General features: G+C 68.5%; 25 protein-coding genes and 1 tRNA gene. 16 read left to right on the forward strand and 10 right to left on the reverse strand.

What is annotated here, in order from left to right:
* Positions 1 to 21 precede the first annotated feature (21 nt).
* Positions 22 to 477, forward strand: coding sequence for a thioredoxin-dependent thiol peroxidase (gene bcp / locus C3L37_RS20360; protein ID WP_129116390.1), 456 nt, complete (start codon positions 22 to 24; stop codon positions 475 to 477).
* Positions 478 to 688: 211 nt separating this feature from the next.
* On the opposite strand, the gene idsA3 is transcribed toward bcp, so the two are convergent.
* The 3 genes from idsA3 to C3L37_RS20375 form a co-directional block, all read right to left on the reverse strand.
* Positions 689 to 1,735, reverse strand: coding sequence for a geranylfarnesyl diphosphate synthase (idsA3, locus tag C3L37_RS20365; protein ID WP_129116391.1), 1,047 nt, complete (start codon positions 1,733 to 1,735; stop codon positions 689 to 691).
* Positions 1,735 to 3,081, reverse strand: coding sequence for an RNase J family beta-CASP ribonuclease (locus tag C3L37_RS20370; protein ID WP_129116392.1), 1,347 nt, complete (start codon positions 3,079 to 3,081; stop codon positions 1,735 to 1,737). The genes idsA3 and C3L37_RS20370 overlap by 1 nt, the downstream gene beginning before the upstream one ends.
* Before the next feature lie 267 nt (positions 3,082 to 3,348).
* Complete coding sequence (locus tag C3L37_RS20375; RefSeq protein ID WP_129116393.1) at positions 3,349 to 5,316, reverse strand: Eco57I restriction-modification methylase domain-containing protein; 1,968 nt, start codon at positions 5,314 to 5,316, stop codon at positions 3,349 to 3,351.
* 190 nt (positions 5,317 to 5,506) lie between these two features.
* Between C3L37_RS20375 and C3L37_RS20380 the strand changes: the two genes are divergently transcribed.
* The 4 genes from C3L37_RS20380 to C3L37_RS20395 all read left to right on the forward strand — a co-directional run bounded on the left by C3L37_RS20380 (position 5,507) and on the right by C3L37_RS20395 (position 9,003).
* Positions 5,507 to 5,746 (forward strand): LSM domain-containing protein, encoded by a 240-nt coding sequence (locus C3L37_RS20380; RefSeq protein WP_129116394.1) that lies wholly within the window; start codon positions 5,507 to 5,509, stop codon positions 5,744 to 5,746.
* Complete coding sequence (locus tag C3L37_RS20385) at positions 5,743 to 5,916, forward strand: 50S ribosomal protein L37e (RefSeq protein WP_117595117.1); 174 nt, start codon at positions 5,743 to 5,745, stop codon at positions 5,914 to 5,916. Before C3L37_RS20380 ends, C3L37_RS20385 begins: the two co-directional genes overlap by 4 nt.
* A gap of 286 nt (positions 5,917 to 6,202) precedes the next feature.
* A complete protein-coding gene (purF, locus tag C3L37_RS20390; protein WP_228546402.1) occupies positions 6,203 to 7,702 on the forward strand; it encodes an amidophosphoribosyltransferase in 1,500 nt (499 codons plus the stop codon).
* A gap of 140 nt (positions 7,703 to 7,842) precedes the next feature.
* Positions 7,843 to 9,003, forward strand: a complete 1,161-nt coding sequence (locus C3L37_RS20395; RefSeq protein ID WP_129116571.1) for a glutathione-independent formaldehyde dehydrogenase — start codon at positions 7,843 to 7,845, stop codon at positions 9,001 to 9,003.
* A gap of 32 nt (positions 9,004 to 9,035) precedes the next feature.
* On the opposite strand, the gene C3L37_RS24550 is transcribed toward C3L37_RS20395, so the two are convergent.
* The gene (locus C3L37_RS24550) at positions 9,036 to 9,209 is read right to left on the reverse strand and encodes a hypothetical protein (protein ID WP_164974827.1); all 174 of its coding nucleotides are present in this window, start codon (positions 9,207 to 9,209) and stop codon (positions 9,036 to 9,038) included.
* Positions 9,210 to 9,383: 174 nt separating this feature from the next.
* On the opposite strand from C3L37_RS24550, the gene C3L37_RS20400 reads away from it, so the two are divergent.
* Positions 9,384 to 9,602, forward strand: a complete 219-nt coding sequence (locus C3L37_RS20400; protein WP_129116395.1) for a hypothetical protein — start codon at positions 9,384 to 9,386, stop codon at positions 9,600 to 9,602.
* A 9-nt stretch (positions 9,603 to 9,611) separates the two neighbouring features.
* On the opposite strand, the gene C3L37_RS20405 is transcribed toward C3L37_RS20400, so the two are convergent.
* A complete protein-coding gene (locus C3L37_RS20405) occupies positions 9,612 to 10,745 on the reverse strand; it encodes a CobW family GTP-binding protein (RefSeq protein WP_129116396.1) in 1,134 nt (377 codons plus the stop codon).
* Between the two features lie 147 nt (positions 10,746 to 10,892).
* On the opposite strand from C3L37_RS20405, the gene C3L37_RS25155 reads away from it, so the two are divergent.
* Positions 10,893 to 11,087, forward strand: coding sequence for a hypothetical protein (locus C3L37_RS25155; RefSeq protein WP_228546403.1), 195 nt, complete (start codon positions 10,893 to 10,895; stop codon positions 11,085 to 11,087).
* Entirely contained in the window at positions 11,084 to 11,716 is a 633-nt protein-coding gene (mobA, locus tag C3L37_RS20410; protein ID WP_228546404.1) for a molybdenum cofactor guanylyltransferase, read from the forward strand. The genes C3L37_RS25155 and mobA overlap by 4 nt, the downstream gene beginning before the upstream one ends.
* 3 nt (positions 11,717 to 11,719) lie before the next feature.
* Here the strand turns inward: mobA and yqeC are convergent, their stop codons facing one another.
* Together yqeC and C3L37_RS20420 are read right to left on the reverse strand one after the other, a co-directional pair.
* Positions 11,720 to 12,454 carry a selenium cofactor biosynthesis protein YqeC gene (gene yqeC, locus C3L37_RS20415; RefSeq protein ID WP_129116398.1) on the reverse strand — a complete coding sequence of 245 codons (735 nt, stop codon included), beginning with the start codon at positions 12,452 to 12,454 and terminating at the stop codon, positions 11,720 to 11,722.
* A 64-nt stretch (positions 12,455 to 12,518) separates the two neighbouring features.
* Entirely contained in the window at positions 12,519 to 13,079 is a 561-nt protein-coding gene (locus C3L37_RS20420; RefSeq protein ID WP_129116399.1) for a DUF420 domain-containing protein, read from the reverse strand.
* Between the two features lie 206 nt (positions 13,080 to 13,285).
* Here C3L37_RS20420 and C3L37_RS20425 point away from each other — a divergent pair, with 206 nt between their 5' ends.
* The 7 genes from C3L37_RS20425 to C3L37_RS20455 all read left to right on the forward strand — a co-directional run bounded on the left by C3L37_RS20425 (position 13,286) and on the right by C3L37_RS20455 (position 18,895).
* Positions 13,286 to 14,374: an FAD-binding oxidoreductase gene (locus tag C3L37_RS20425; RefSeq protein ID WP_164974828.1), complete on the forward strand. Its 1,089-nt coding sequence runs from the start codon at positions 13,286 to 13,288 to the stop codon at positions 14,372 to 14,374.
* 180 nt (positions 14,375 to 14,554) lie between these two features.
* A tRNA-Leu gene (locus tag C3L37_RS20430) sits at positions 14,555 to 14,639 on the forward strand.
* Between the two features lie 217 nt (positions 14,640 to 14,856).
* Positions 14,857 to 15,516, forward strand: a complete 660-nt coding sequence (locus C3L37_RS20435) for a helix-turn-helix domain-containing protein (RefSeq protein ID WP_129116400.1) — start codon at positions 14,857 to 14,859, stop codon at positions 15,514 to 15,516.
* A gap of 156 nt (positions 15,517 to 15,672) precedes the next feature.
* Positions 15,673 to 15,855, forward strand: a complete 183-nt coding sequence (locus tag C3L37_RS20440) for a hypothetical protein (RefSeq protein ID WP_129116401.1) — start codon at positions 15,673 to 15,675, stop codon at positions 15,853 to 15,855.
* 45 nt (positions 15,856 to 15,900) lie between these two features.
* Entirely contained in the window at positions 15,901 to 16,422 is a 522-nt protein-coding gene (locus C3L37_RS20445) for a helix-turn-helix domain-containing protein (protein WP_129116402.1), read from the forward strand.
* 49 nt (positions 16,423 to 16,471) lie between these two features.
* Positions 16,472 to 17,677: an alanyl-tRNA editing protein gene (locus C3L37_RS20450; RefSeq protein WP_129116403.1), complete on the forward strand. Its 1,206-nt coding sequence runs from the start codon at positions 16,472 to 16,474 to the stop codon at positions 17,675 to 17,677.
* Positions 17,678 to 17,746: 69 nt separating this feature from the next.
* A complete protein-coding gene (locus C3L37_RS20455; protein WP_129116404.1) occupies positions 17,747 to 18,895 on the forward strand; it encodes an acyl-CoA dehydrogenase family protein in 1,149 nt (382 codons plus the stop codon).
* Between the two features lie 33 nt (positions 18,896 to 18,928).
* Here C3L37_RS20455 and C3L37_RS20460 read toward each other — a convergent pair whose 3' ends face one another.
* Entirely contained in the window at positions 18,929 to 20,281 is a 1,353-nt protein-coding gene (locus tag C3L37_RS20460; RefSeq protein ID WP_129116405.1) for a DolP-mannose mannosyltransferase, read from the reverse strand.
* Positions 20,282 to 20,328: 47 nt separating this feature from the next.
* On the opposite strand from C3L37_RS20460, the gene C3L37_RS20465 reads away from it, so the two are divergent.
* Positions 20,329 to 20,946 carry an HAD family hydrolase gene (locus C3L37_RS20465; RefSeq protein WP_129116406.1) on the forward strand — a complete coding sequence of 206 codons (618 nt, stop codon included), beginning with the start codon at positions 20,329 to 20,331 and terminating at the stop codon, positions 20,944 to 20,946.
* 92 nt (positions 20,947 to 21,038) lie between these two features.
* Here C3L37_RS20465 and C3L37_RS20470 read toward each other — a convergent pair whose 3' ends face one another.
* Positions 21,039 to 21,347: a DUF5822 domain-containing protein gene (locus tag C3L37_RS20470; RefSeq protein WP_129116407.1), complete on the reverse strand. Its 309-nt coding sequence runs from the start codon at positions 21,345 to 21,347 to the stop codon at positions 21,039 to 21,041.
* Between the two features lie 62 nt (positions 21,348 to 21,409).
* A complete protein-coding gene (locus C3L37_RS20475; protein ID WP_129116408.1) occupies positions 21,410 to 23,317 on the reverse strand; it encodes an IucA/IucC family protein in 1,908 nt (635 codons plus the stop codon).
* Positions 23,318 to 23,323: the final 6 nt, after the last annotated feature.

The following is a 23,323-nucleotide window of genomic DNA, read 5'->3' on the forward strand; positions in this document are numbered from 1 at the left end:
TCCCGGCGAAGTGCATCACTCATGCTCAGCGTCGGCGACGATGCCCCCGACTTCGAACTGCCCGACCAGCGAGGCGAGACCGTGTCGCTCTCGGAGTTCCGCGGCGAGCACGTGGTCCTCTACTTTTACCCCCGCGCGGACACGCCGGGCTGTACGACCGAGGCCTGCGGCTTCCGCGACGCGTACGACGAGTTCGACGCGCGCGGCGTCAGGGTGCTCGGCGTCAGCGACGACCCGGTCGACGACCTCGCGGCGTTCGCCGAGAAGTACGACCTGCCGTTCCGGCTCCTCTCGGACGAGTCGGGCGACGTCGCCGCGGCGTACGACTCCTACGGCGAGAAGAACATGTTCGGAAAGACGTTCGACGGCGTCTTCCGGAACACGTACGTCGTGGGCCCGGACGGAACGCTCGCGCACGTCTACGAGGGCGTCTCGCCCGAGGGCCACGCGGAGGAGATCCTCGCGGACGTCGGCTAGCACGACCGACCACGGGGCTCGTCGCCCGCCGTGCAGCGGCGCGTCCCGCGGACGCGCGAGCGACGCTCGTCGAGCCTTCCGCACACTACGTTTCCGATGAAATAAACGCACAACTGGTTGGGAATTCCGGAGTACGGCGGGGACGACCGCGCCTCGGCGGATCGACCGCCCGCCGCCTCCGACGACGACGCGACTCCGCGGAGGGCGCGATTCAGTACCCGCGCGTGATGAGGTAGTCGGCGATGTCCGCGAGCAGCCGGCGGGCCTCGTTGTCGGGGAGCACGGAGAGCCGATCTTTGCTCTCCTCGGTCAGCTCCCGCGCCTTCTCGCGCGCGTACTCGATGCTCCCGGCCGCTTCGAGCGCGGAGACCGCGTCTTCGACCTCGGCCTCGGTGACGCCTTCGACCTCGTCGGCGTCGACGAGGCCGTCCACGTCGACGCCCTGCTGACGGGCGTGGAGCGTGATGATCGTCTCTTTGTTCTCGACGAGGTCGGACCCGCGCTGTTTGCCCAACTGCTCGCTCGGAACCGTGAGGTCGAGCACGTCGTCCTGGATCTGGAAGGCGCGCCCGGCGTCGATGCCGTACTGGTAGAGCGAGTCGACGACTCGCTCGTCCGCGCCGAGCAACACGGCGGGCGTCGCCGCCGCCGCGCCGTACAGCACGGCCGTCTTGAACTCGATCATCTCGAGGTACTCCTCGGGCAGGACCTCCGCTTGCGTCTCGAACTGCACGTCGAGCGCCTGCCCCTCGCAGATCCGCGTGCAGGTGCTCGCGAGCAGCCGCACCGCTTCGAGCCCGTGTTCGGCCTTCGAACCGGTGTCTGCCATGATCTCGAACGCCTTCGAATAGAGCGTGTCGCCTGCGAGGATGGCCGTCTCGGTGTCGTACGCCTCGTGGACCGCCGGCACGCCGCGACGGAGGTCGTCGTCGTCCATGATGTCGTCGTGGATGAGCGTGAACGACTGGATGACTTCGAGGCTCACGGCGGCGGCCATCACGTCGATCGGCTCGTCGTACAGCGACGGAAACTCCCGGTAGTCGGTCGAAAGCGGGTCGACGTCGGCGATCGCCTCCGCCGCGAGCAGCGTCACCGTCGGCCGCAGGCGCTTGCCGCCGGCCTGGAGGAGGTAACGGGACGCCTCGTACAGCCGCTCCGGCGGGGCCATCGGCAGCTCCTCCTCGATGGCGTCGTTGACGAGCGTCCGTCGCTCGTCGACCGCGCGCAGCACCCGCTCCTCCGTCGCTTCGGACGTCATCACTCTACGATCTGGATCATGTTGCCGTTTCGCGTCACGTGCACGTCGCGCCCCAGCGTGTACCCCTGGCTCTCGCACAGGTCGACGTACGGCGCGAAGCCCTTGAGGTCCTGGTGGGCGGGGATGACGTGCTGGGGCTGGAGCGACTGGAGCATCTCGTAGTGGCCCTCCTCGCGGAGGTGCCCGGAGACGTGGATGTCGTCGTAGATGCGCGCGCCCTGCATCTTGAGGAGCTTCTCCGACTGGTAGCGCTGGCCTTCGTTCGTCGGCTCCGGGATGACCCGCGCGGAGAAGAGGACCTTGTCGCCGTCGTCCAGTTCGAAGGGCGTTTCGCCGCGACCCATGCGCGTCAGCATCGCGCGGGGCTCGCCCTGGTGGCCCGTCACGATGGGCAGGAAGTTCTCCTTGCCCTCCTTCATGATGCGCTTGAACGTGCGGTCGACCGACTTGCGGTGGCCGTACATCCCGAGATCCTCGGGGAAGTCCACGAAGTTCAGCCGCTCGGCCGTGCCCGAGTACTTCTCCATCGAGCGGCCGAGGAGCACCGGCTGGCGGCCGATGTCGTCGGCGAACTCGACGAGGCTCTTCACGCGGGCGATGTGGCTGGAGAACGTCGTCGCCACGATCCCGCCGTCGTAGTCTTCGATGCTCCCCATCACGTCCCTCAGGTGGCTGCGGGCGACGGCCTCGCTGGGCGTCCGACCCTTGCGGCCGGCGTTCGTGCAGTCTTCGATGTAGCAGAGGACGCCCTCGCCCTGGCGGCCGATCTCGCGGAACCGATCCATGTCGATCGGGTCGCCGATGACCGGCGTGTGGTCCATCCGCTTGTCGAGGCCGTAGACGATCGCGCCCTCGGGCGTGTGCAACACCGGGTTGATCGCGTCGATGATGGAGTGAGTGACGTTGACGAACTCCAGTTCGCACCGCTCGCCGATCGACATCGTCTCGCCCGCCTCCATCTTGATCAGGTCGTTCTCGACGTGGAACTTGTTCTCGCCCTGGACCTGCTGTTTCACCAGTTCGATGGTGAAGGGCGTCGCCACGACGGGCGCGTCGTAGCGGTGGGCGAGCTTGGAGATCGCGCCGATGTGGTCGAGGTGGCCGTGCGTCGGCACGATGGCCTGCACGTCGCCTTCGAGGTCGCTCATGACGCGGTCGTCCGGGATGGCCCCCATGTCGATGAGGTCCAGGCTGTGCATCCGCTCGGTCTCGACGTTGTCGTGGATGAGAACCTGCGAGAGGTTCAGACCCATGTCGAAGATGACGACGTCGTCGCCCGCGCGAACGGCCGTCATCTGCCGACCGACTTCCTCGTAGCCGCCGATTGTTGCGATTTCGATTTCCATGGTTTGCGCACTGAAACGCCACGCGAGTGGCAGCCGTGCTCACTGAAATCCGCGATACGGAGGACACCGGCCCCGGCGTCTTACAGCGCGTCGGTCGTTGACCCCCGCGTGCGACGGGTCGGATTCGAACCGTCGTCCGAACCGCGCCGCACTTGCCCGCGGGGTTTGTTGTTCGGGCTTACACGCCGGGGTATTAAAAACTGACCGGGTTGTCCGGCAGTCGATACGTGCTATCGTGTGTCACTGCAGGCGCGGTGCGCGCGGCCGTCAACCGGCGTACAGCCGTTCCGCGTCCGCGTCGTCGACGCCGTAGGCCCGACGCAGCAGTTCGTTGAGTTCGCGGCGCGCTCGACGGAACTCGTCGAAGGCGGGGTCCAGCACCGGGTCCGCGGTCGCGGTTCCGCCGCGTCGATCGGCGCCTTCGTTTTCCCCGATCCCCCCGGCGCTCGTCCCCCGCCGCTCGGCGGTGTGCGCCTCCAGCGCGGCCTTCGACTCGGCGAGCGTCTCGACGACCCGGCGCACGTCGCGCTGGGTGACGCCGCATCCGTCGGCCTCCCGTCCGCCGCGCTCGTCCGCCGTCCGGGGGACGGTCGGAACCGGAACCCGCGCGAGGTACGGTCGGTCGAGGTCCATCGTCAGCGTCGCCCGCGCGAACACGACGTCCCGGAGGTAGGCGGCGACGAGATCGCAGGTGAGGACGCCGAGGAGGAACAGGTCGTCGAACCGGTCGTCCTCGACCGCGACGTTCGTCACGGTTTCGTTGCTGTAATTCGCGCCGGGGACGTCTGGGTTCGACGCGCTGTCGTCGTACGCCGCGTCGATCTTGACGTCGCTCGACACGAGGCGCTTGCAGACGATCCTGTCGCGGTCGAGGCGGACCGCCTTCCGCGCGAACCGGTCGTCGCCCGCGTCGACGTACTCGACGCCGTCGAGGTCGAGGTACCAGCTCTCGCCCGTGTCGCGCCGACGACCGCCGACGTGCCGACCGCGCACCATCGGCGTCCACTCGGGGCCGCGCTTTTCGGCGGCGAGGGAGGGAGAGCCCCGGCGAACGCTCAGCCCCCTGAACACGTCCGCGTCGACATCCCCGAACGGGATCGAACGCTCCCAGACGGCGTCCCAGATTCGTCCCGCGGTCGGGTAGGACGCGGACGACCGGTAGATCGGAAACGCGGCGCGGCGATCGAACGACGTCTGGGGAACCGAGTGCGCGCTGTACTCGCCGCGTTCGAGCGCGGCCGCGTCGTCGAACCCCGAGACGACGCGGACGAGGTTTTCGGCCCGCCGCCGCCGGTCCGGTTCGAGTTCGAGAACGAGGACGATCTGCTCGTAGCCGACGTCGTCCCACGCCCTGCCGACGTCGACCACTTCCAGCACGCGACAGCGGCCGAGGGCGTGCGCGCGGAGGGCTCGGAACCCGTCCGCGTACAGCGTCGGCTTCGGCAGGACGAACGCGAGTACGCCGTTCGGGCGGAGCAGGTCGAGTCCCCGCTTGAGGAACAGGCTCGCGACGTTGGCCCGCCCGCGGACGACCACCTCGTAGTTCCGGCGGATCGCCTCGCCGTACGTCGCCTCCGAGCGTGGCATGAACGACCCGCGGGCCGCGACGAAGTACGGCGGGTTGCCGACAACGGCGTCGTACCCGCCGCGCTCCCGGGCGACGCGCCGGAACAGCGCCCCGGGCGAGCGCCCCGGCTCGGATCCGTCGTCCGAATCGGACGACGGACCGATCGCGTTGCCGACGACCACGTTCGGGGCGGAGGGCGGGCGATCGGTCCGCCGTTCCGCGGGTTCGCGCCCTCGCGCGCGGACCAGCAGGTTCGCGGCGGCCAGCGCGGCGGCGGACTCGTCGACGTCGACGCCGTGGACCCGCGGGAGCGTGGGCGTCGGTGCCGATTCGGCGGGCTCGCCGGCCGCGCGCCGTCGTTCGAGCGCCGCGTACAGTTCGGCCAGGAACGCGCCGGCACCGCAGGCGGGGTCGATCACGACGCTTTCCGCGTCGAGGCGCGGTTCGATCCGTCGAACCACGTACCGGACGAGCGGCTGCGGCGTGTAGTACTTCCCGAGCGCCTTTCGATCCGCCGCGGGAACGCCGTCTCGGTACGCCTCGCCGAGTTCGTCGGCGACGCCGATCCACGACCCGTCGGCGTCGGCGAGCCGCTCGGCGAGTTTTCCGACCGTCTCGCGCGCGCTACGGGGACCGTTCCAGTCGTCCGTGGTGTCGTCGGATGACATGATCGTTCGGCCGGTCGGCGGCACGACGCGGCCGCGGGGCCCGTCGCGCGGCACGAGGGACCGTTAGTGGGTCTCCACGGCGGGGTTCATAACCGTTTGCCGCGACCGGTTCGCGTTCCTCCCTCTCCGAGACGCACAGTCTGGCCGTCTGTCCGGTACGTTTAATACCGAAACGGGATGCGTCTCTGTCATGAGCGGACGACCTCTGGACGTGCTCGAAGAGTCCCTGAACGAACCGGTCACGGTTCACCTGAAGGACGGAATGGCTTACCACGGGACGCTCGCCGGCTACGACCAGCACATGAACGTGGTGTTGGAGGGGCGGCTCGACGTCGACGGCGAAGGCGACGCGCTCGGCGAACTCGACGTCGAGGCGGTCGAAGACACAACCATTATACGCGGCGATAACGTCGTCACGATCAAAGCATGACGGGAGCAGGAACCCCGAGTCAAGGGAAGAAGAACAAGACGACGCACGTGAAGTGTCGTCGCTGCGGCGAGAAGTCCTACCACGTGAAAAAGAAGGTCTGCTCGTCCTGCGGCTTCGGCAAGTCGGCGAAGCGTCGAGAGTACGCGTGGCAGTCGAAAGCCGGCGAATAGGCGACTCGGCTTCCGATCTCCGTTTCTCTTGCGACCCCCGCCCGTCAGCGACGCGATTCTTCCGCCTCCCGTCCGCGACCCCGATCGAACGAACCCGTCCGCGAACCCGCTCGGTTGGGGCAGGCCGTCACCCCGCTCCGTCGGCGCCGGCCGTGAACCCGATCCATCGGAGCCCGTCGTCGCCCCGGGCCGATATGGGCACGTAAGTGCATATCTTCACTCGAAAGATCAGTGAATACCGCACAATGGCGGGGGTTTTTACTCCTGGGCTTCTCTACCCACACGTATGCACCACGGGCGGGATGCGAGCCGTCACTCTCCGAGCGGGATGACGGAAAAGTGTGGCGTCGTCGGCGTGTCCCTCACGGATCGGAGCGCCGCGCGACCCCTCTACTACTCGCTGTACGCGCTGCAGCACCGCGGACAGGAATCCGCGGGCATCGTCACCCACGACGGGTTCCAACAGCACAGCCACGTCGAGGCGGGGCTCGTCGGCGACGTGTTCGGCGAGGACGATCTCGACGGGCTGAAGGGCGCCGCGGGGATCGGTCACGTCCGCTATCCGACCGCGGGCGGGCTCGACACCTGCTGCGCCCAGCCCTTCGCGGTCTCGTTCAAGTCGGGCTCGCTCGGGCTCGCGCACAACGGCAACCTCGTCAACGCCGACGAGATCCGCGCCGAACTGGAGGGGTTCGGTCACGCGTTCACCTCCGAGGGCGACACCGAGGTCATCGCGCACGACCTCGCCCGCAACCTGCTGGAGGAGGATCTCGTCCGCGCGGTCAAGCGGACGATGGAGCGCATTCACGGGTCGTACTCGCTCGCGATCATGCACGACGACGTGGTCTTGGGCGTCCGCGACCCGGAGGGGAACCGCCCGCTCTGCATCGGCGAACTCGACGACGGATACGTCCTCGCCAGCGAGAGCGCGGCCATCGACACCCTCGACGGCGAACTCGTCCGGGACGTGCGGCCCGGCGAACTCGTCGTCCTCGAAAAGGGCGGGACGGGGTACGACGCCTACCGGCTCTTCGAGCGCGAGCGCACCGCCCACTGCTTCTTCGAACACGTCTACTTCGCCCGCCCGGACTCCGTGATCGACGGCAACCTCGTCTACGAGGTGCGCCGTCGCCTCGGCCGGAAGCTCTGGGGGGAGAGCGGCATCGACACCGACGTGGTGATGCCCGTCCCCGACTCCGGCCGCGCCTTCGCCTCCGGCTACGCCGAGGCGGCGAACGAAGCCGCCGAAGCCGAGTCCGACGCCGTCGAGTTCGCGGAGGGGCTGATGAAGAACCGGTACGTCGGGCGGACGTTCATCATGCCCACGCAGGGCGAACGCGAGCGCGCCGTCCGACTGAAGCTCAATCCCATCAGGAGCACCGTCGAGGGGAAGACCGTCACGCTCATCGACGACAGCATCGTCCGCGGGACGACCTCGACGCAGCTCGTCGGGCTCCTGCGGGACGCCGGTGCCGAGGAGGTCCACATGCGCATCGGCGCGCCGCCCATCGTCGCGCCCTGCTACATGGGTATCGACATGGCCACCCGCGAGGAGCTCATCGCCGCCGACCGTTCCGTCGAGGAGGTCCGGGAGGCGATCGAAGCCGACAGCCTCGCGTACCTCTCGATCGACGCCGTCGCGGCGGCGCTCGGCGAGTCGCGCGCCGACCTCTGTCTCGGCTGCGTCACGGGCGACTACCCGTACGACGTGGAGGGCGAGGCGACCGACCGCGACGTTTCCCGCCCGGCGATCGCCGCCGACGAAGCGACGCCCGCGGACGACTGACCGCCGCGTCCGCGTTTCGCCCCCCGATCGCCGCCGGTGTCGCGGCCTCCGTCAGTCGCTTCGCGCGACGTATCACTCGCCGTGTGAAAACTATCATTGTCGCGAGCGTTGTCCCTACTGTGGGGTGTAATCACATGTCAATGAGCGCGGTCGTGTACAAGGGACCGCACCAGGTGGACGTCGAATCGGTAGACGAACCGGAGATCGAACACCCGAACGACGTGGTGATCGACATCACGACGACGGCGATCTGCGGCTCGGACCTGCACATGTACGAGGGCCGGACCTCGGCGGAGCCGGGGATCGTCTTCGGGCACGAGAACATGGGCGTCGTCTCGGAGGTCGGCGAGGGCGTCGACACGCTGGAGGAGGGAGACCGGATCGTCCTCCCGTTCAACGTCGCCTGCGGGTTCTGTCGCAACTGCGAGAACGGGTACACCGGCTTCTGCACCAACGTCAACCCGGGATTCGCCGGGGGCGCGTACGGATACGTCGCCATGGGGCCGTACAAGGGCGGACAGGCGGAGAAACTCCGCGTCCCGTACGCGGACTTCAACGCGCTGAAACTCCCCGAGGGAGACGACCACGAGGACGACTTCGCGCTCCTCGCGGACATCTTCCCGACGGGGTGGCACGGGACGCGGCTCGCCGATCTGCAGCCCGGCGAGTCGATCGCCGTCTACGGTGCCGGTCCGGTCGGGCTGATGGCGGCCTACAGCGCGAAGCTGCAGGGCGCGTCCGAGATCTACGTCGTCGATCGGGTGCCGAGCCGTCTCGAACTCGCGGAGGAACACTGCGACGCGACGGCGATCAACTTCGAGGACGCCGATCCGGTCGAGCAGATCAAGGACATGCACGGCGACGGGGTCGACAAGGGCGTCGACGCCGTCGGCTACCAGGCGATCGACCCGGAGACGGACGTCGGCGACGACGCCTACGACCCGGCCCGCGAGAACCCGGCCGTGGTCTTGAACCAGCTGATCCGAACCGTCCGGGCGACCGGAAAGCTCGGGATCCCCGGCCTGTACGTTCCCTCCGACCCCGGCGCGCCGGACGAGATGGCCGAGATGGGCCGGCTCGGGATCGACTTCGGGAAGCTGTTCGAGAAGGGCATCGCGCTCGGCACCGGCCAGTGCAACGTCAAGCGGTACAACCGCCAGCTTCGCGACCTCATCATCGAAGGACGGGCGGAACCCAACTTCGTCGTCTCCCACCGCGTCGGTCTCGACGAGGCCCCCGAGATGTACGAGCGGTTCGACAACCGCGAGGAGGGCGTGACGAAAGTGCTTCTGGAGCCGTAGGCGGTCGACCCGAACGAATTTTTTCGCCCACGTCACTCCCGGAGCCACGCCTTCGGATGCTCGATCCGGAGGTGGTCCTGATACGCCTTCACCATCGCCGCGTGGGAGTGGGCCGTGTCGCGCCACCCGCAGCGATCGCAGCGTCCGGAGATCGATCCGTCGTCGCCCGCGTCGTCGGTCGCGAGAAGGTGTTTCGTTCCGTTCATGTAACCGTGCCGGACGGCGCGTTCCGAGCCCGTCGCGGCTCTGGTGGCCCTTTCAGACCGGTCTATTTGAATCTCACGAGTAGCGCCAACTGCTGTCGAGGCGTTGAGACCATCGCCGGAAAACGTCTCCGCGACGCAACGACTATCGGCCGCGGGGTCGTACGTCCGACGCCGATGTGTCTGTACTGTAACGCGGGCGGCGGCTGGGAGAGGCTGCTCGATTACGACGACGTGTACCAGCGGGCGGTCGTCGCCGAGTCGAGCGCCTCGAGCCACGGCTTCCACGAGTCGTGGGACGAACTGCGCGAGCAGACGGGGTGGAGCGCAGGGGGCGGAAACGGGGACGCGCGGTCGGGCGTCGAACCGCGACCGATCGACACGGAGCGACCGTAGTAAGCCCTCTCACGGCTCCGAGAGGGGGAAGGGATCGGTCGTCCCCTCTCCTCGCGTACCGTCACGCTCTTCGTCGGTCGTCAGACACTCGTCCAGTTCCGCCGTTATCCGTTCCTCGTCCATCGACTCGCGGCCGATGAAGACGAGTCGCGTCGCGCGCTCGTCTCGCGGGTCCCACTCGCCGATCGGACCCGCCCGAACCGACGCCCCCGCCCGGTTGACGCCGATCACCTCCCCGTCGCGTCCCGCGACCCACGAGAAACCCTTCGCCCGGATCACGTCCCCGTCCCACTCCGTCAGCCACGCGCCGAACCGCTCGGGGTGGAACGGCCGACGTCGTTCGTAGACGAACGTCGAGACGCCGGGCGGTTCGATTCCGTGATCGTGGTCGTCGCCGCCGGTTCCGCCGTGTCCGGCGAGGTGGCGCTTCCACCCGGGGGCGCGGGCGGCCGCCTCGAAGTCGAACGCGCCGGTGTCGAGGATCCTCTCGGGGTCGACCGCCGCGTCGACCGTGCGGACGATCTCGGCGCGGGGTTGTAGCTCCCGGACGACGGTTTCGACCCCGTCGAGCGCGTCGTCGGGAACCATGTCGCACTTGTTCAAAAGGAGCACGTCGCAGAACTCGACGCCGTCGACGAGCGCGTCCGAGAGCGGCCGACCGCCGTCCCGCGCCGCGCCGGTCGGCAGCGATGCGCCTGCGTCGAACTCCTTCCAGAACCCGTAGGCGTCGAGCACCGTGACGGTCGTGTCGAGACGGTAGTGCTCGGTCGGGTCGACGTCGCTCCCCTCCGCGCCGTCGATGAACAGACGGGCGACCGGGATCGGCTCGCTGACGCCGGAGGTTTCGATGAGGAGGACGTCGAACTCGCGCGTCTCGGCCAGTCGCTCGACGGCGTCGAGCAGGTCCCCCTGAAGGCGACAACAGATGCAACCGTTCGAGAGGTCGACGATGCCGTCCTCGTCGGTCTGCGTCGCGAGCAGCTCGGCGTCGACGTTCACCTCGCCCACGTCGTTGACGACGACCGCGACGTCCCGCTCGCCGGGGTTTCGGAGCACGTGGTTGACGAGCGTGGTCTTTCCCGCGCCGAGAACGCCGCTGACGACGGTGACCGGGACGGTCGAATCGTCCGATTGGGATGTCATCGTGTATCACACCGCTACGTCGCCGCGCCGTTTAGCTTCCCGTTCGCATCTCGGAGAACGTCCGCCGATGCGTGGTGTCGACCGACGAGTCGGCGAACCGAGATATCTAACGCAATTGTTTACACGACCGACCGCGAACGTCCGACCATGGCGCCAGTCCAGGTCGAGTACGAATCGACGTCCGAAGCGCCTCGGGAAACGACCACCACCCGAGCGCCGGGTCGTCGTCGATGGGTCGCCGCGGGCGTCGCGATCCTCGCCGTCGTCGCGCTCGCGGTGCTGTTCGCGCTCGTTCGACGGTCGCGTCGGACCTCGCGGCTCGAACCGCCGTTCGCGCGGTGACCGCGTCGTCTCGCTCCGCGGTCGTCCTCGCGGGGGGCTACTCCACGCGCTTCGGCGACGAAGACAAGGCGGTCGCGTCGCTTTCGGGCGTGCCGATGATCCGTCGCGTCGCCGACCGGCTCGCGGCGGTGACGGACCGACTGGTCGTCAACTGCCGCCGCGACCAGCGATCGAGTCTCGCGAACGCCCTCGACGGCTACCCGAGCCCGGTGGCGTTCGCGTTCGATCCGGCTCCCGACCGCGGACCGATGGCCGGCATCCGAACCGGCCTGCGCGCGGTCGAAGCGGAGTCCGAATACGCGTTCGTCGTCGCCTGCGACATGCCGTTCGTCGATCCGGGCCTCGTCGCTCACCTGTTCGACCGCGCCGAGGGCCACGACGCGGCCGTGCCGCGAATCGGGGACGGGTGGTTCCAGACGACGCACGCCGTCTACCGGGCGTCGCCGATGGCCGACGCGTGCGACGATGCGCTCGAACGCGGCGAGTCGAAGATCGTCGCGCCGCTTTTCGACCTCGACTACGTCGTCGTCGAGGAGCGGGAGGTGCGCGAGTTCGCGTCGCTCGAAGCGTTCGAGAACGTCAACACCCGCGAGGAACTCCGCGAAGCCGAGAATCGGCTCTCGTCGTGAGCGTCAGTCCGCGCTCGCGACGACTTCGACGAGCGGATCGTCGCTCGCGAACCGCGTCAGCGCGACGCGGTCGATCCGAGGGTGATTCGCGACCGGCTCCGCGATCTCCCGGGCGACGTCGGCGAGGTCGTCGGTGTCGACTTTGTTCAACACGGGGACGACCGTCGCGCCCGCCGGCGCGTCCTTCAGCCCGCCGCGCTCGCTCGTGAGCACCGCCGCCACGTCCGTCGGTCGGATGATCTCTCCCGGGCGTAATCCGGTGATCTCGGAGACGCGGTCGACGCGGTGGACGCGGTCGTCGGCGAGCGGCTTTCCGACGGCGCGCACGCTGGCGACCGGTAACACCGTGTCGGCCGACGCCGGCACCTGCGGCTCCCGATCGCTCGGCGCTTTGAACTCGCGCGTCCGCGCGCCGTCGGCTTTGACGAGCACCGCGTCCGCGACGTTCGCTGCGGCGAGGCCGGCGACGGTGTCCGGATCGTACCCGAGGTATCGATCCTCGCGCTCGCGGGCGGGGACGACCCCCAGCGGCCACCGGTCAGCTCGCTCGGCCGCCGCGATCGGATCGCCCGTCACGACCACCCTGGCGACGTGCGGATCGAAGATCGGAATGCGGACGGTCGCAGTGACCACCGCTCGATCTATCCGGGGCGCAAGCGCGTACAGCGTCGACTTCTTCCCGCCCGCGCCGACGACGCAGACCAACCCGTCGGCCGCGAGCGCCTCGACGAGATCCATGCGAGGTGTCACGGCCGGCGGCGATAAAACGGGTCGGGATCGCGGAAACGGTCGGGGAGACGACTCAGTACACCGCGTACAACAGCACGTACACGGCGTTTCCGAGGACGAACGAGATCAGCCACAGCGACGCGGCGATACGGCCGACCGCCCGGTGACGGGTGTCGTAGAGCTCTGCGACGGGGCGGGTGAGCGCCAGGAGGACGACGTAGTAGAGAAGAGGGATGCAGACGACGGCGAGGAGGATGTGGATCGCCAGCGTGGGAAGGTAGAGGTACGCGTAGACCGCCTCCGGGCCCGGGAAGCCGGCCGGCCCTTCGAGGATGACCTTGTAGAGGTAGAGGACGAGAAAGGCGACGAACAGCCCGAGGGAGGCGAGCATCAGTCGGCGATGCCTACGGACCTCGCCGCGGCGGATCGACAGCCAGCCGGCCGCGATGGTGACGATCGCGGCCGTGCTGAGGGCGGCGTTGACGTGTGGGATCGCGTCGAGGACGGCGTCGGAGGCGCGGGGGAAGGCCCCCTGCGGGATGGCTCCGAGCGCCGCCCCGAAGACGAGGGCGAGCGACGCGAGCGTCAGGAGGGCCGTCAACGCCGGAACGTGGTTCCGTGCGCGGAGTTCCATACCGCCACTGCGGTTCGAGGGGAGTAAAATCTGTCCGAAGGGGCGAACAGACGGCGAACGGGAAATCGCGAGGCGGCGTGCCGTGCACCCGCGGACCGTCTCGCGGCGAATGGTCAACGCATACCGTCGATGGTTCCGCTTTCGTACATGAACTTTCGGGGCGCTCGCCCGTCACTTCCAATATCGGTCGGACGGAACTACGCCCGATGCGGCCCGACGAACACCCGTCCCAGCGCGAAGCCGCCGAGGAGCTCCCGCTCATCACCGAATCGGCGACCGTCGTCGAAGTCGAGCCGATGGATCACAACCGGACGGGCGAGGTGCTCGACGCCGTGGCCGAGATCCTCGACGAGCACGGCGGAGAACGCTGGCGGCGGCTCGAAGAGGCGGACGGCGACCTCGCGGGCGACGAGCGCGCGCGGGACGCGCTGGAAGCGGTCGCGGGGGAAGACGATCTGGCCGAGTTGTTGTCCGCGGCGGCGCGAGAGGACCGCGTCGAAAAGCGCCTTCTCGCGCTCTGGGACCGCTTCTCGCGACCCTACCCGTCGCTCCTGCGCGTCGACGTGCGCACGGACGAGCGCGTGGCGTTCCTCCCCGGCCAGTACGTTTCGGTTCGATTCGGGGAGGCTTCGCGACCGTACTCCGTGGCGAGTTCGCCGAACCGCGGCGGGGTCGAATTTTGTATCCGTCGGGTGCCGGGCGGTCGGCTGACGAGCACGCTCTCCGTCGACCTCTCTCCGGGCGACGAGGTGACGCTCCGTGGCCCCTACGGCGACTTTCTCATGAAGGAGCCGTCGTCGCGCGACCTCGTCTTCCTCGCGACCGGAACCGGAGTCGCGCCGTTCAAGAGCATGATCGACTACCTGTTCGAAGAAGGGCGCGACGAGTACGAAGGGGAGACGCGGGACGTCTGGTTGTTTCTGGGCGTCGGCTGGGAGGACGATCTCCCGTACCGCGAGGCGTTTCGGCGGCTCGACGACGAGCGGGAGAACTTCCACTTCGTCCCGACGCTCAGCCGGGAGGAGTACCTGACCGACTGGGACGGCGAGACGGCGTACGTCCAGCACGCGCTCGTCAAATACCTCGCGGAAAAGGCGGTGGCGACCGTCGAGGTCGGCGGGGAGTTCGAGCCGTACGTCGGAGCCGAACCGCGAAACCGGATCGACGCGCGCCTCGACCCGGCGAACGTGGAGGTGTACGCCTGCGGCATCAACGCGATGGTGAACGGCCTCGTCGACGCCGTCGAACGGCTCGGCGTGCCGGCGGATCGCACCCACTACGAGGGATTCGGGTGAAACCGACGCCCGCCACGAGGGGTGGGCGCGACCCGGCGCTCGCTGCGAGGAAACCGGGCGAGTCGACGGACGGATCGTCCTCTGAGAACGCCCGACACGGTTCCGGCAAAGAGAAGGGCTTTTAACGTACCGTGCGAAACGCATGAATGCGCGGTAGCGCACCGAAACAGACACGAGCGAGCGTGGGTAGCCAAGCCAGGCCAACGGCGCAGCGTTGAGGGCGCTGTCCTGTAGAGGTCCGCCGGTTCAAATCCGGTCCCACGCATCGCATGCCCGAGCGAACGTGAGGGCGTAGATGCGGTGATGTTCACTCTGCACGGACATCACCCACGCACAACATCCTTCGAACCCGACGCCGGAGCGTCGATGCTTCCGATCCCCGTCGGGCGGTATTCGACCGGGTCGAGCGGTCGACCTATAAAAACACCTTGTACATAGAACCCGCAGGTATTCCCGCGGGACGGCTGGTGTACTCTACACGCATGACGATCACCGCGGAATTTTCTCTCCCCCTAGAGTCGTTTCCGCTCGGGGAGACGCTGAAGGAGATACCCGGTCTCCGGATCGAACTCGAACGGATCGTGCCCTCGGAGACGGGATTCGTGCCCTTCTTCTGGGTGTGGAACGCGCCGACCCGCGACGCGTTCGAAACCGAAGTCCGGGCCGCGAACTCGCTCGCGGAGCTCACGTTCCTCGACGAGGTCGACGGCGGGCAGCTGTACCGCGCCGCGTGGGACGACCCGGAGACGGGGTTCATAACCGGAATCAGGGAGACGGAGGCGGCGATCATCGACGCGAGCGGGATGAAAGACGGGTGGCGGTTCGACGTCCGGTTCACGAACGTCGAGCACGTGCGCGCGTTCCAGAATTACTGCGTGGAGAAGGGGGTTCGGATCAATCTGAACAGCATCTACGCCCGGACGGAGTCGCAGGTGGCGAACCGGTACCAGCTGACCGAACAGCAGTACGAGACGCTCCTCGCGGCCTACGAGCGGGGCTACTACGACGAGCCGCGGGGCGTGACGCAGGTCGAGTTGGCCGACCAGTTCGGCGTCTCCCAGCGCGCGATCTCCCAGCGACTCCAGCGCGCGTACGGTCGGCTCATCGAGAGCACCCTCCTGAGCGAACCCCTGTCGGCGTGACGGTTTCCGTTTAAAACGGCTTCTGCATAGAGCCGCCAGCTAGAGGCGGACGTGACCGATTCCATTAGACGGACAGGCGAAGACAGCGCGAGGCGCAGCGCTCGGCGTCTCCGAATCAGCGTCCGACGGTCGGAGGCGAGCCTGCTCGGAGTAATCATGAAGAACGGAGAGATAACGCAGTCGTTGCTCGGGAAGTCGCACACCATCGAATACCGCTGTGAGGACTGTGAATGGGCCGTCAGCACCGACGGGCGCACCGAACGGGAGTGTCTTCGGCTCTCGCTCGACCACGTCAGCGAAGCCGGCCACGCGGTCGAAAGCGCCGTCGTCGACGAGTGAGCGACTCGGCCGCGGATTTAAAAGGGTAGAAGCGATACCCGGGGTATGGCCAAATACTCGACCGGGCGCGGCGGCGGGGGCGACGACGGCGGGAGCTGCGAACTCTGCGGGAAGCAGAGCACCCGACTCCGCCGAGCGAACGTCGCCGGCGCGAGCCTGCTCGTCTGCCCCGACTGCGCCCCGCACGGCGAAAACCGAAACAAAGATCGAAAGCAGGGCGAGGCGCGTCGCGGGCGCGACGACGGAGAACCCAGCCGGAAGAAGAAGGCGGCTCGGCGGGCCGCGCGTCTGTACGACGCCCAGAAGGGTGACCCGACGCGATGGGAGGAGAAGGGGACGAATTACGAGGAGGATCGCCTCCCCTATCTCGTATCGGGTTACGGAAGCGTCGTCGAACGGGCCCGCCGGGAGGAAGGGTTGACGCCCGGGGAACTGGCCAAGGACTTGGGCGTCGACGAGGAAGCGGTGCTCGCGGTCGAACAGGGCCGGGCGACGCGCGCGGGGGTCGGCGGGTCCGTCGTCCGCCGGCTGGAAGAGCGGCTCGACGTCACGCTCGCCGAGGGGTGAGGTAGCGCGCTTCGTACGGTTTTTGCTCCTCCGGTGTCTGTGGGTCCCCATGGCAGCACAACGCGCGGCGGCGGAACCGGAGGTGCGGGAGTTCGACGCCGAAGTTCGGGCGGTCGACGGAACCGACGTCGTCCTCGACCGGACGTACTTTTACGCCGAGAGCGGCGGACAGCCCGCCGATCGGGGAACGATCGCGGGCGTTCCGGTGGTCGGCGTCCGGTTCGACGACGCGGGCACGATCGTGCACGCGCTCTCCGAACCGCCGGCGCTCGACGAGGGCGACGAGGTCGTCGGCGTCGTCGACGAGTCGTTCCGGACCTACTGCGCGCGGGCGCACACCGCCAGCCACGCGCTGTACGGCGCTGCGAGGCGGCTGCTCGACGATCTGGGATACGGCGGGTTCGACATCGGCCGCGAGAAGGTGCGCGTCGACTTCGAGACGACGACGGACGTGACCGACGACGCGCTCGTCGAACTCGAACGCCTCGCCAACCGCTCGGTCTGGGAGTCGCACCCGGTGTCGTGGGAGGAGATCCCTGCCGACGAGGCGCGCGAACGGGGCGAGGTCGCGTTCAACGCGAAGACGGAGGAGGGCGTCCTCGCCGATTCTGACCTCGTACGGGTCGTCACCATCGGCGACGGCGCGGATCCGTGGGACGTCGCCGCCTGCGGCGGAACGCACGTCTCGAACACCGGCGAGATCGGCCCGATCGAGGCCCTCGACCGTTCGAACCCCGGCGAGGGGCTCACCCGCATCGAGTTCGCGGTCGGTCCGGTCGCCATCGACCGCCGCGCCGAGGTCCGGCGAGCGACGTTCGAGACGGCGCGAACGCTCGGGACCGCCGTCGACGACGCGCCGGACTCCGTCGCCCGCCTGCTCGACGAGAAGGCCGAACTGGAGTCGGAGCTGCGGTCGCTGAAAAGCGAGGTGCTCGACACCCGCCTCGCGGATCTCGGTGCGGTGAAAAAGGGGGGCGCGATCTGGCGCGTCGGCAGCGTGGACGGGTTCGGTCCGAACGACGTCGGCGAGCGGCTGAAAGAGCGCGCCGGCGAGAGCGGGGACGTGCTCGTCGTCGCGGGCGAGGGCGGATCGACGTTCGTCGTGGCGGCGTCGACCGGCGACGTGGAGGCGGGCGAGATCGTCGCGGACGTGACGGACGAGTTCGGCGGCGGAGGCGGCGGCGGTCCGACGTTCGCGCAGGGCGGCGGGCTGTCGGCGACGCCGGCGGAGGTGGTCGACTTCCTGCGGGGGTGATTTCGTCACCGAGTGGCACGCCCCCGACCGATCGATCATCTTTTTCCACGAGGAACCGAATTCGAGGGCATGGCACTGGCAGACGCCGGCTCGGCGCTCACGGGCGAGCAGCGGGCCATCCGGGACGTCGTGCACGAGTTCGCGGTCGAGGAGATCCGTCCGGGGGCGCGCGAGGCGGACGAGCGCGAGGAGTTCCCCGAGGACGCGTGGGACGGCCTCGCCGACCTCGATCTGACCGGCCTCACCGTTCCCGAGGAGTACGGCGGCTTCGAAGCGGACCGGACGACCTACAGCGTCGTCAACGAGGAGGTCGCCTACGGGCAGCTCGCGGTGGCGACGGCCCTTTCGGTCCACTGTCTCGCCACCTCCTGCATCGCGACGTTCGGCTCGGATGAGTTGAAAGCGGAGTGGCTCCCGAGGATGGTCGAGGGACGACCGGTGGGGATGTTCGCCCTTTCGGAGCCGCAGGCGGGGTCGAACCCCGCGGAGATGGAGACCGTCGCCCGCCGCGAGGGGGACGAGTACGTCGTGAACGGCGAGAAGCAGTGGATCACGAACGGCGAGCGCGGCGGCGTCTGCGTCCTCTTCGCGAGGACCGACTCGGACGACCCCGGCTCGATCACGCAGTTTCTCGTCCCGAAGGACGTCGACGGGCTGGAGGTCGGAAAGCGGGAGCACAAACTCGGTCTGCGCGCGTCGGACACCACGGCGCTCCTCTTCGACGACGTCCGAATCCCGGCCGAGAATCGCCTGACTGAGGAGGGTCGCGGCCTCTCCGCCGCGTTCGAGATCCTCACCGGAGGGCGCATCGGCATCGCCTCGCAGGCCGTCGGGGTCGCGCAGGCCGCGTTCGACGAGGCGCGCGAGTACGCGGGCGAAAGAGAGCAGTTCGACGGGCCCATCGGCGAGGTCCAGGCGATTCGACACAAGTTCGCGGAGATGGGGACCAAGCTCCACGCGTCCAGGCTCCTCGTCCGCGAGGCGGCCCGTCTGGAGGACGAGGGCGAGGACCCGCGGATCGCCGCGTCGATGGCGAAGTACCACGCCAGCGAGGCCGCGGTCGACGTCTGCAACGAGGCGGTGCAGATCCACGGCGGCTACGGCTACGTGAGCGAGTTCGACGTGGAACGGTTCTACCGCGACGCGAAGATCACGACCATCTACGAGGGGACGACAGAGATTCAAAAGAAGATCATCGCGCGCGGTCTCCTCGACTAGGGCGGCCGGGGAAACCGGGCACCCGTCGGCGGATCAGATCGGCGGCTCGCCCGACGGCCAGTCGCCGCACGTTCGGTCCTCGAACGTCGCGTCCGTCAGGTGTATCCAGACGCGTTCTTTCTGGCTGAGCCGGTAGTGACAGCGGTCCGGCTGTCGCTTGTCCCAGTACACCGTCCGAACGTCCGGGTTCGCGGGCTCCTTCGGGAGGTGTTCGAAATCCGCCACGGCGTGCCGATCGTGTTCCTCCTCCAGCGTCCCACTGAGCGGCGGGTTCGGGGCGAGATACCACGCCGGTCCGGCGGCGACGAGCAGCGCGAGAACGCACAGCACGGCGGCCCGTCGCCGATCGCGGCGGACGGCGGCGACGACCTGTCCGACGCCGACGGCGAGGAACGGCAGCCAGAGGATCATGTCGAGGGAACCCTCCATGTCGATGAAAAGCGCCGCCGCCCCGTAGAGGACGCCGCCGACCGGGACCCACCACGACGGCGGCGTCCGCCCGCCGTCCGCGGACACCGCGATCCGAGCGCGACCGACGTTCGATCGGAGCCAGCCGTAAGCGGCGACCGGGATCAGCGCCGACGCGTAGCCGAGCGCGAGAGCGATATCGACGAGCCGCTCGGAGAGCGTGTACCGCCGGGTCACCGTCAGCGGGACGATCACCGTCTCGACGAGCATCGGGACGAGCGCGCCCGCGAGCGCGAACGGCAGGACGACGGCTGCCGCGACGGAAAGCCCCCCGACGACCGTTCGGCCCGCCGCGCGGAGGCCGTCGCGATCGGCCGCGATGGCGACGACGAGCAGGGCGATCCCCAACCCTTGCTGGTGGAAGCCGGACGCGATCGCGGCGGCGACGCCGCTCGCGCCCGACCGGCCGCGCGTCGCGAGGAGGAGCGCGACGACCCCGAAACACAGGAGGAAGTACTTGGGTCTGATCCCGAAGGGCGGAAGGCCGTACGTCGCCGGCACGGCGAGGACGACCAGTCCGGCCGCGAAGGCCGCCGTCCCGTCGCCGGTCGCGTCGTGAGCGAGTTGGCCGACCAGCGGGACGCTCACGACGATCGCCACGCCCGCGGCGACGACGCTCAGGGAGTGCAAGAGGAGCACGTCACCCCCCGCGGCGAGCGCCAGCGCCGCCGTCACCGCGTAGATCAGCGGCGGCTTCAAGTCCCAGAAGTCGACGTACGGCACCGCGCCTTGCGTGACGTACCACCCCCCGTGCTGGAACAGGGCCGAGTCCTCGGTGAGCAGCCACGGACCGGCGACGACGGCGACGACGGCCGACAGGGCGATCAGCGCCGCCGTGAGACACGCGAGAAAACCCCACCAGCCGCTCTCGATGCGACAGTGCGACTCGTCGCTCCGGGGGCGGGGATCGGACGGCATGGGCGGAGGACCGTTGCTGTGTGTGGCCACGCCGAGGTACTTATACGATGAGTCGGATCGGACGCCGCGAACCGATCGAAGCCGTCTTGCTCCGTCGGACCCCAGATGGGAGCGTGACCGACGACACGGCCGATTACGAGGCGATCGTGTACGATCTCGACGGGACGCTCGTCGACCTCGTCGTGAGCTGGGACGAGGTCGCGGCCGACGCCGTCGAGTTTTTCGCCGACGCGGGCGTCGACGCGAGCGGGCACGACCTCTGGGAGATGCTCGATCTGGCGGACGAACGCGGCCTCCGCGAGGAACTGGAGGCGGTCGTCGCCGGACACGAGCGCGACGGCGCGACGGTCTCCGAACTCCTCGCGCTCGCGGAGGACGTCGCCGACCACTCGGTCCCGGTCGGCGTCTGTTCGCTCAACAGCGAGGCGGCGGTCCGCGCGGCGCTCGACGCGCACTCGCTCTCGGAGCACGTCGACGCCGTCGTCGGACGCGACACCGTGGCGACCCGCAAACCCGACCCCGAGCCGCTGCTCGCGACGCTCCGCGAACTCGGCGTCGAACCCGAACGCGCGCTTTTCGTCGGCGACTCCCGGCGGGACGAACTCACCGCCGAACGCGCCGGCGTCGACTTCCGCTACGTCGACGGCGGACCGTCAGGGCACTGAGCGCGCGAGGACGACGGATTTTCCGCGGTTCGGTCGAATCTATCCTCCCGGTGATGACCGCTCGGTCGTTCCACCCTCCCGGTGACGACCGCTCAGTCGCTTCCCGCCTCGCCGACGCGCTCCGCGTCCTCGTTTTCGCCCTCGATCTCGTCCGGGTCCGACCCGCCGTCCCCGGCGTTCGTCCGGCGGGCGTAGAGGTAGACGCAAACGGCGGTGACGATCCAGATCACCGCGCCGACGCGGACCGCGAAGGAGACGCGCGACTCCCACGTGGGGAGCGCCACCCCGGTCGAGAGGGCGGCGACGACGGGCGCGCCGACGAGGATCGTGGTGACGAAGGTTACCTGCATCACCCACCCGTAATCGACGCCTTCGGGGTTCGAGCGCTCGACGGGCTGCACACGCGACCCTTCGGGGCCATCGGCTAATGCGTGCCGGTTTCCGAGGGGCGGTCGGTCGTTCGTCAGTCGTCAGACGTCGCCGGATTCGTCGTTCGCGACGCGTCGTCGGCCGCCACCTCGTCCAGCGCGTTGCGGACGGTGCCGTGTTCGGACGCGTGCGGGCGTCCCTCGGCGTCGCCGTAACCGTAGTCGACCATCCGGTTGCGGTTCAGACAGAGCTTCGTGAACTCCGGCCGGAGCAGGTCGAACAGCTCGAAGCGCTCCTCCAGCTCCGGAAATCGCTCCTGGTAGTCGAGCACCGCCTCGCGAACCTGTGACCAGAACTTCTCCTCGGGGTAGTCGCGGTATTCCGTGAGGACGTTCGAGACGTACCGGTAGACGCAGACGAAGAGGCCGGTGAAGATGAACTGACAGAGCCCCTCCGGCGGCTCGCTTCGGAGCACCGCGCGGAGGTCGTCGGGAAGCCGTTCGAGTTCGGGAAGCGGCTGGTCGCTCACGTTCACGTCGTCGACGAAGTCCTTCACGCCGATCCGCGTCGGGACGTCCTCCTCGTCGAGGATCACGATCGTGTTCTCGCCGTGCGGTGAGAACACCGTCCCGTAGCGGTAGAGGTAGTGGAGCAGCGGCGGGAGCATCGTCGCGAACAGCTCGTCCAACCACGCTTCGAGATCGAGCGGCGAGCGCTCGACGAGCCGAGCGATCACTGGATCTCCATCCGCACCGGCGTGCATCAGCGCCGACAGCGTGATCGCCCGCTCGTCCTCGCGAATCAGGCCCTCGACGCTCTCGCGCCAGACGCACCCGAGGAGTTCGTCGTACTGGTACGGGTTTCCCTCCAGCCGGTCGAACTCGGGGTGGTCGTAGTTCAGGCCGGCGATCTCCCCCGGAAGGACGAGCTCGCACTCGTCGCGGAGGAACGGATCGTCGTCCCGAACGTCCGTCACGTACTCCGTCACGAGCGGCGCGGCCTCGGTGCGCTCGCCGGGAAGTCCCCGCCAGACGAGGGTGTTCAGGATCCGGAGCGGGAGCTTGACGTTGTGCCTCGTCAGCTCGTCGACGTTCAGGAACGTCCGGACCGACTGCGCCGGGAGGTACCGGTCCTCGCCTGCGCCGAGCGGGACGATCGCGTCCGACGCGATCTCCTTGCTGTAGAGCTGTATCACGGTGTTTTCCCACTGCCACTCGTGGACGGGGAGCAGGTGGTAGTCGTCGGGGTCGAGCCCGCGATCGGCGAGGTCGTCCCGGAACGCGTCGTAGCGCCCACCGAGTTCGCCGCGGAGCAGATCCTCGGAGGAGAGCCCCTCGACGGTGACGAACGTCGATCGATCCGTCCGAACCGCGAGCCAGCGGAGGCGGACGGGTTCTTTCATCTCGGGGGCGTAGGAGGCGTAGTCTTCGTAGCCGAATCCGATGCGACCCTTGTTGTACGTGATCCACGGGTGGCCGGTCATCTCGCCTTCCAGCTCCGCGTAACCCATCGAGGCGAGGTCGCGGTCCTCCTCGCTCTGCCGCGACCGGACGTGCGCGTCCGCGAGCAGCGTATTCCGGTACTCGCGGATCAGGTGGCCGGCGGTCAGTTCGTCGGTGCCGACGTGCTCGCGCGCGTCGAGCAGGAATCGGACCGGGTCGGTCGCGGCGGTCCACCCGCACTCGCCGTCTCTGACCCCGATCCCGTCGCCACCGGTTCCGTGCCGGTCCGGGGCCCGCGTCTCGACGGAGCCCTCGTCGATCAGGTAGCTGTCCATCAGCCGCTCCTCGGCGACGAAGCGGTACTCGACGTCGCCGAGGTCGAGTTCGTACCGGGTGCCGCCGTCGGCCTCCCCGACGGGTTCGGCGTCGAGCAGGTCCTCGTACATGAACTCCGCGAGCATCTTCTCCAGCAGCTCGCGCTCGGCCGCGGTCCAGTTCTCGTCGTCCAGTGCGCTCCGAAGCGTCTCGTCCATCATGGTCGTGGTTCGTGTTTCTGTCATTTTGTG

Source organism: Halegenticoccus tardaugens (assembly GCF_004116405.1).
GTDB lineage: Archaea > Halobacteriota > Halobacteria > Halobacteriales > Haloferacaceae > Halegenticoccus > Halegenticoccus tardaugens.

Excerpts from the sequence above, each read along its gene's own strand:
- bcp (WP_129116390.1), top strand. The coding sequence starts at position 22 with ATGCTCAGCGTCGGCGACGATGCCCCCGACTTCGAACTGCCCGACCAG.
- idsA3 (WP_129116391.1), bottom strand. The coding sequence starts at position 1,735 with ATGACGTCCGAAGCGACGGAGGAGCGGGTGCTGCGCGCGGTCGACGAG.
- C3L37_RS20370 (WP_129116392.1), bottom strand. The coding sequence starts at position 3,081 with ATGGAAATCGAAATCGCAACAATCGGCGGCTACGAGGAAGTCGGTCGG.
- C3L37_RS20375 (WP_129116393.1), bottom strand. The coding sequence starts at position 5,316 with ATGTCATCCGACGACACCACGGACGACTGGAACGGTCCCCGTAGCGCG.
- C3L37_RS20380 (WP_129116394.1), top strand. The coding sequence starts at position 5,507 with ATGAGCGGACGACCTCTGGACGTGCTCGAAGAGTCCCTGAACGAACCG.
- C3L37_RS20385 (WP_117595117.1), top strand. The coding sequence starts at position 5,743 with ATGACGGGAGCAGGAACCCCGAGTCAAGGGAAGAAGAACAAGACGACG.
- purF (WP_228546402.1), top strand. The coding sequence starts at position 6,203 with ATGCACCACGGGCGGGATGCGAGCCGTCACTCTCCGAGCGGGATGACG.
- C3L37_RS20395 (WP_129116571.1), top strand. The coding sequence starts at position 7,843 with ATGAGCGCGGTCGTGTACAAGGGACCGCACCAGGTGGACGTCGAATCG.
- C3L37_RS24550 (WP_164974827.1), bottom strand. The coding sequence starts at position 9,209 with ATGAACGGAACGAAACACCTTCTCGCGACCGACGACGCGGGCGACGAC.
- C3L37_RS20400 (WP_129116395.1), top strand. The coding sequence starts at position 9,384 with ATGTGTCTGTACTGTAACGCGGGCGGCGGCTGGGAGAGGCTGCTCGAT.
- C3L37_RS20405 (WP_129116396.1), bottom strand. The coding sequence starts at position 10,745 with ATGACATCCCAATCGGACGATTCGACCGTCCCGGTCACCGTCGTCAGC.
- C3L37_RS25155 (WP_228546403.1), top strand. The coding sequence starts at position 10,893 with ATGGCGCCAGTCCAGGTCGAGTACGAATCGACGTCCGAAGCGCCTCGG.
- yqeC (WP_129116398.1), bottom strand. The coding sequence starts at position 12,454 with ATGGATCTCGTCGAGGCGCTCGCGGCCGACGGGTTGGTCTGCGTCGTC.
- C3L37_RS20420 (WP_129116399.1), bottom strand. The coding sequence starts at position 13,079 with ATGGAACTCCGCGCACGGAACCACGTTCCGGCGTTGACGGCCCTCCTG.
- C3L37_RS20425 (WP_164974828.1), top strand. The coding sequence starts at position 13,286 with ATGCGGCCCGACGAACACCCGTCCCAGCGCGAAGCCGCCGAGGAGCTC.
- C3L37_RS20435 (WP_129116400.1), top strand. The coding sequence starts at position 14,857 with ATGACGATCACCGCGGAATTTTCTCTCCCCCTAGAGTCGTTTCCGCTC.
- C3L37_RS20440 (WP_129116401.1), top strand. The coding sequence starts at position 15,673 with ATGAAGAACGGAGAGATAACGCAGTCGTTGCTCGGGAAGTCGCACACC.
- C3L37_RS20445 (WP_129116402.1), top strand. The coding sequence starts at position 15,901 with ATGGCCAAATACTCGACCGGGCGCGGCGGCGGGGGCGACGACGGCGGG.
- C3L37_RS20450 (WP_129116403.1), top strand. The coding sequence starts at position 16,472 with ATGGCAGCACAACGCGCGGCGGCGGAACCGGAGGTGCGGGAGTTCGAC.
- C3L37_RS20455 (WP_129116404.1), top strand. The coding sequence starts at position 17,747 with ATGGCACTGGCAGACGCCGGCTCGGCGCTCACGGGCGAGCAGCGGGCC.
- C3L37_RS20460 (WP_129116405.1), bottom strand. The coding sequence starts at position 20,281 with ATGCCGTCCGATCCCCGCCCCCGGAGCGACGAGTCGCACTGTCGCATC.
- C3L37_RS20465 (WP_129116406.1), top strand. The coding sequence starts at position 20,329 with ATGAGTCGGATCGGACGCCGCGAACCGATCGAAGCCGTCTTGCTCCGT.
- C3L37_RS20475 (WP_129116408.1), bottom strand. The coding sequence starts at position 23,317 with ATGACAGAAACACGAACCACGACCATGATGGACGAGACGCTTCGGAGC.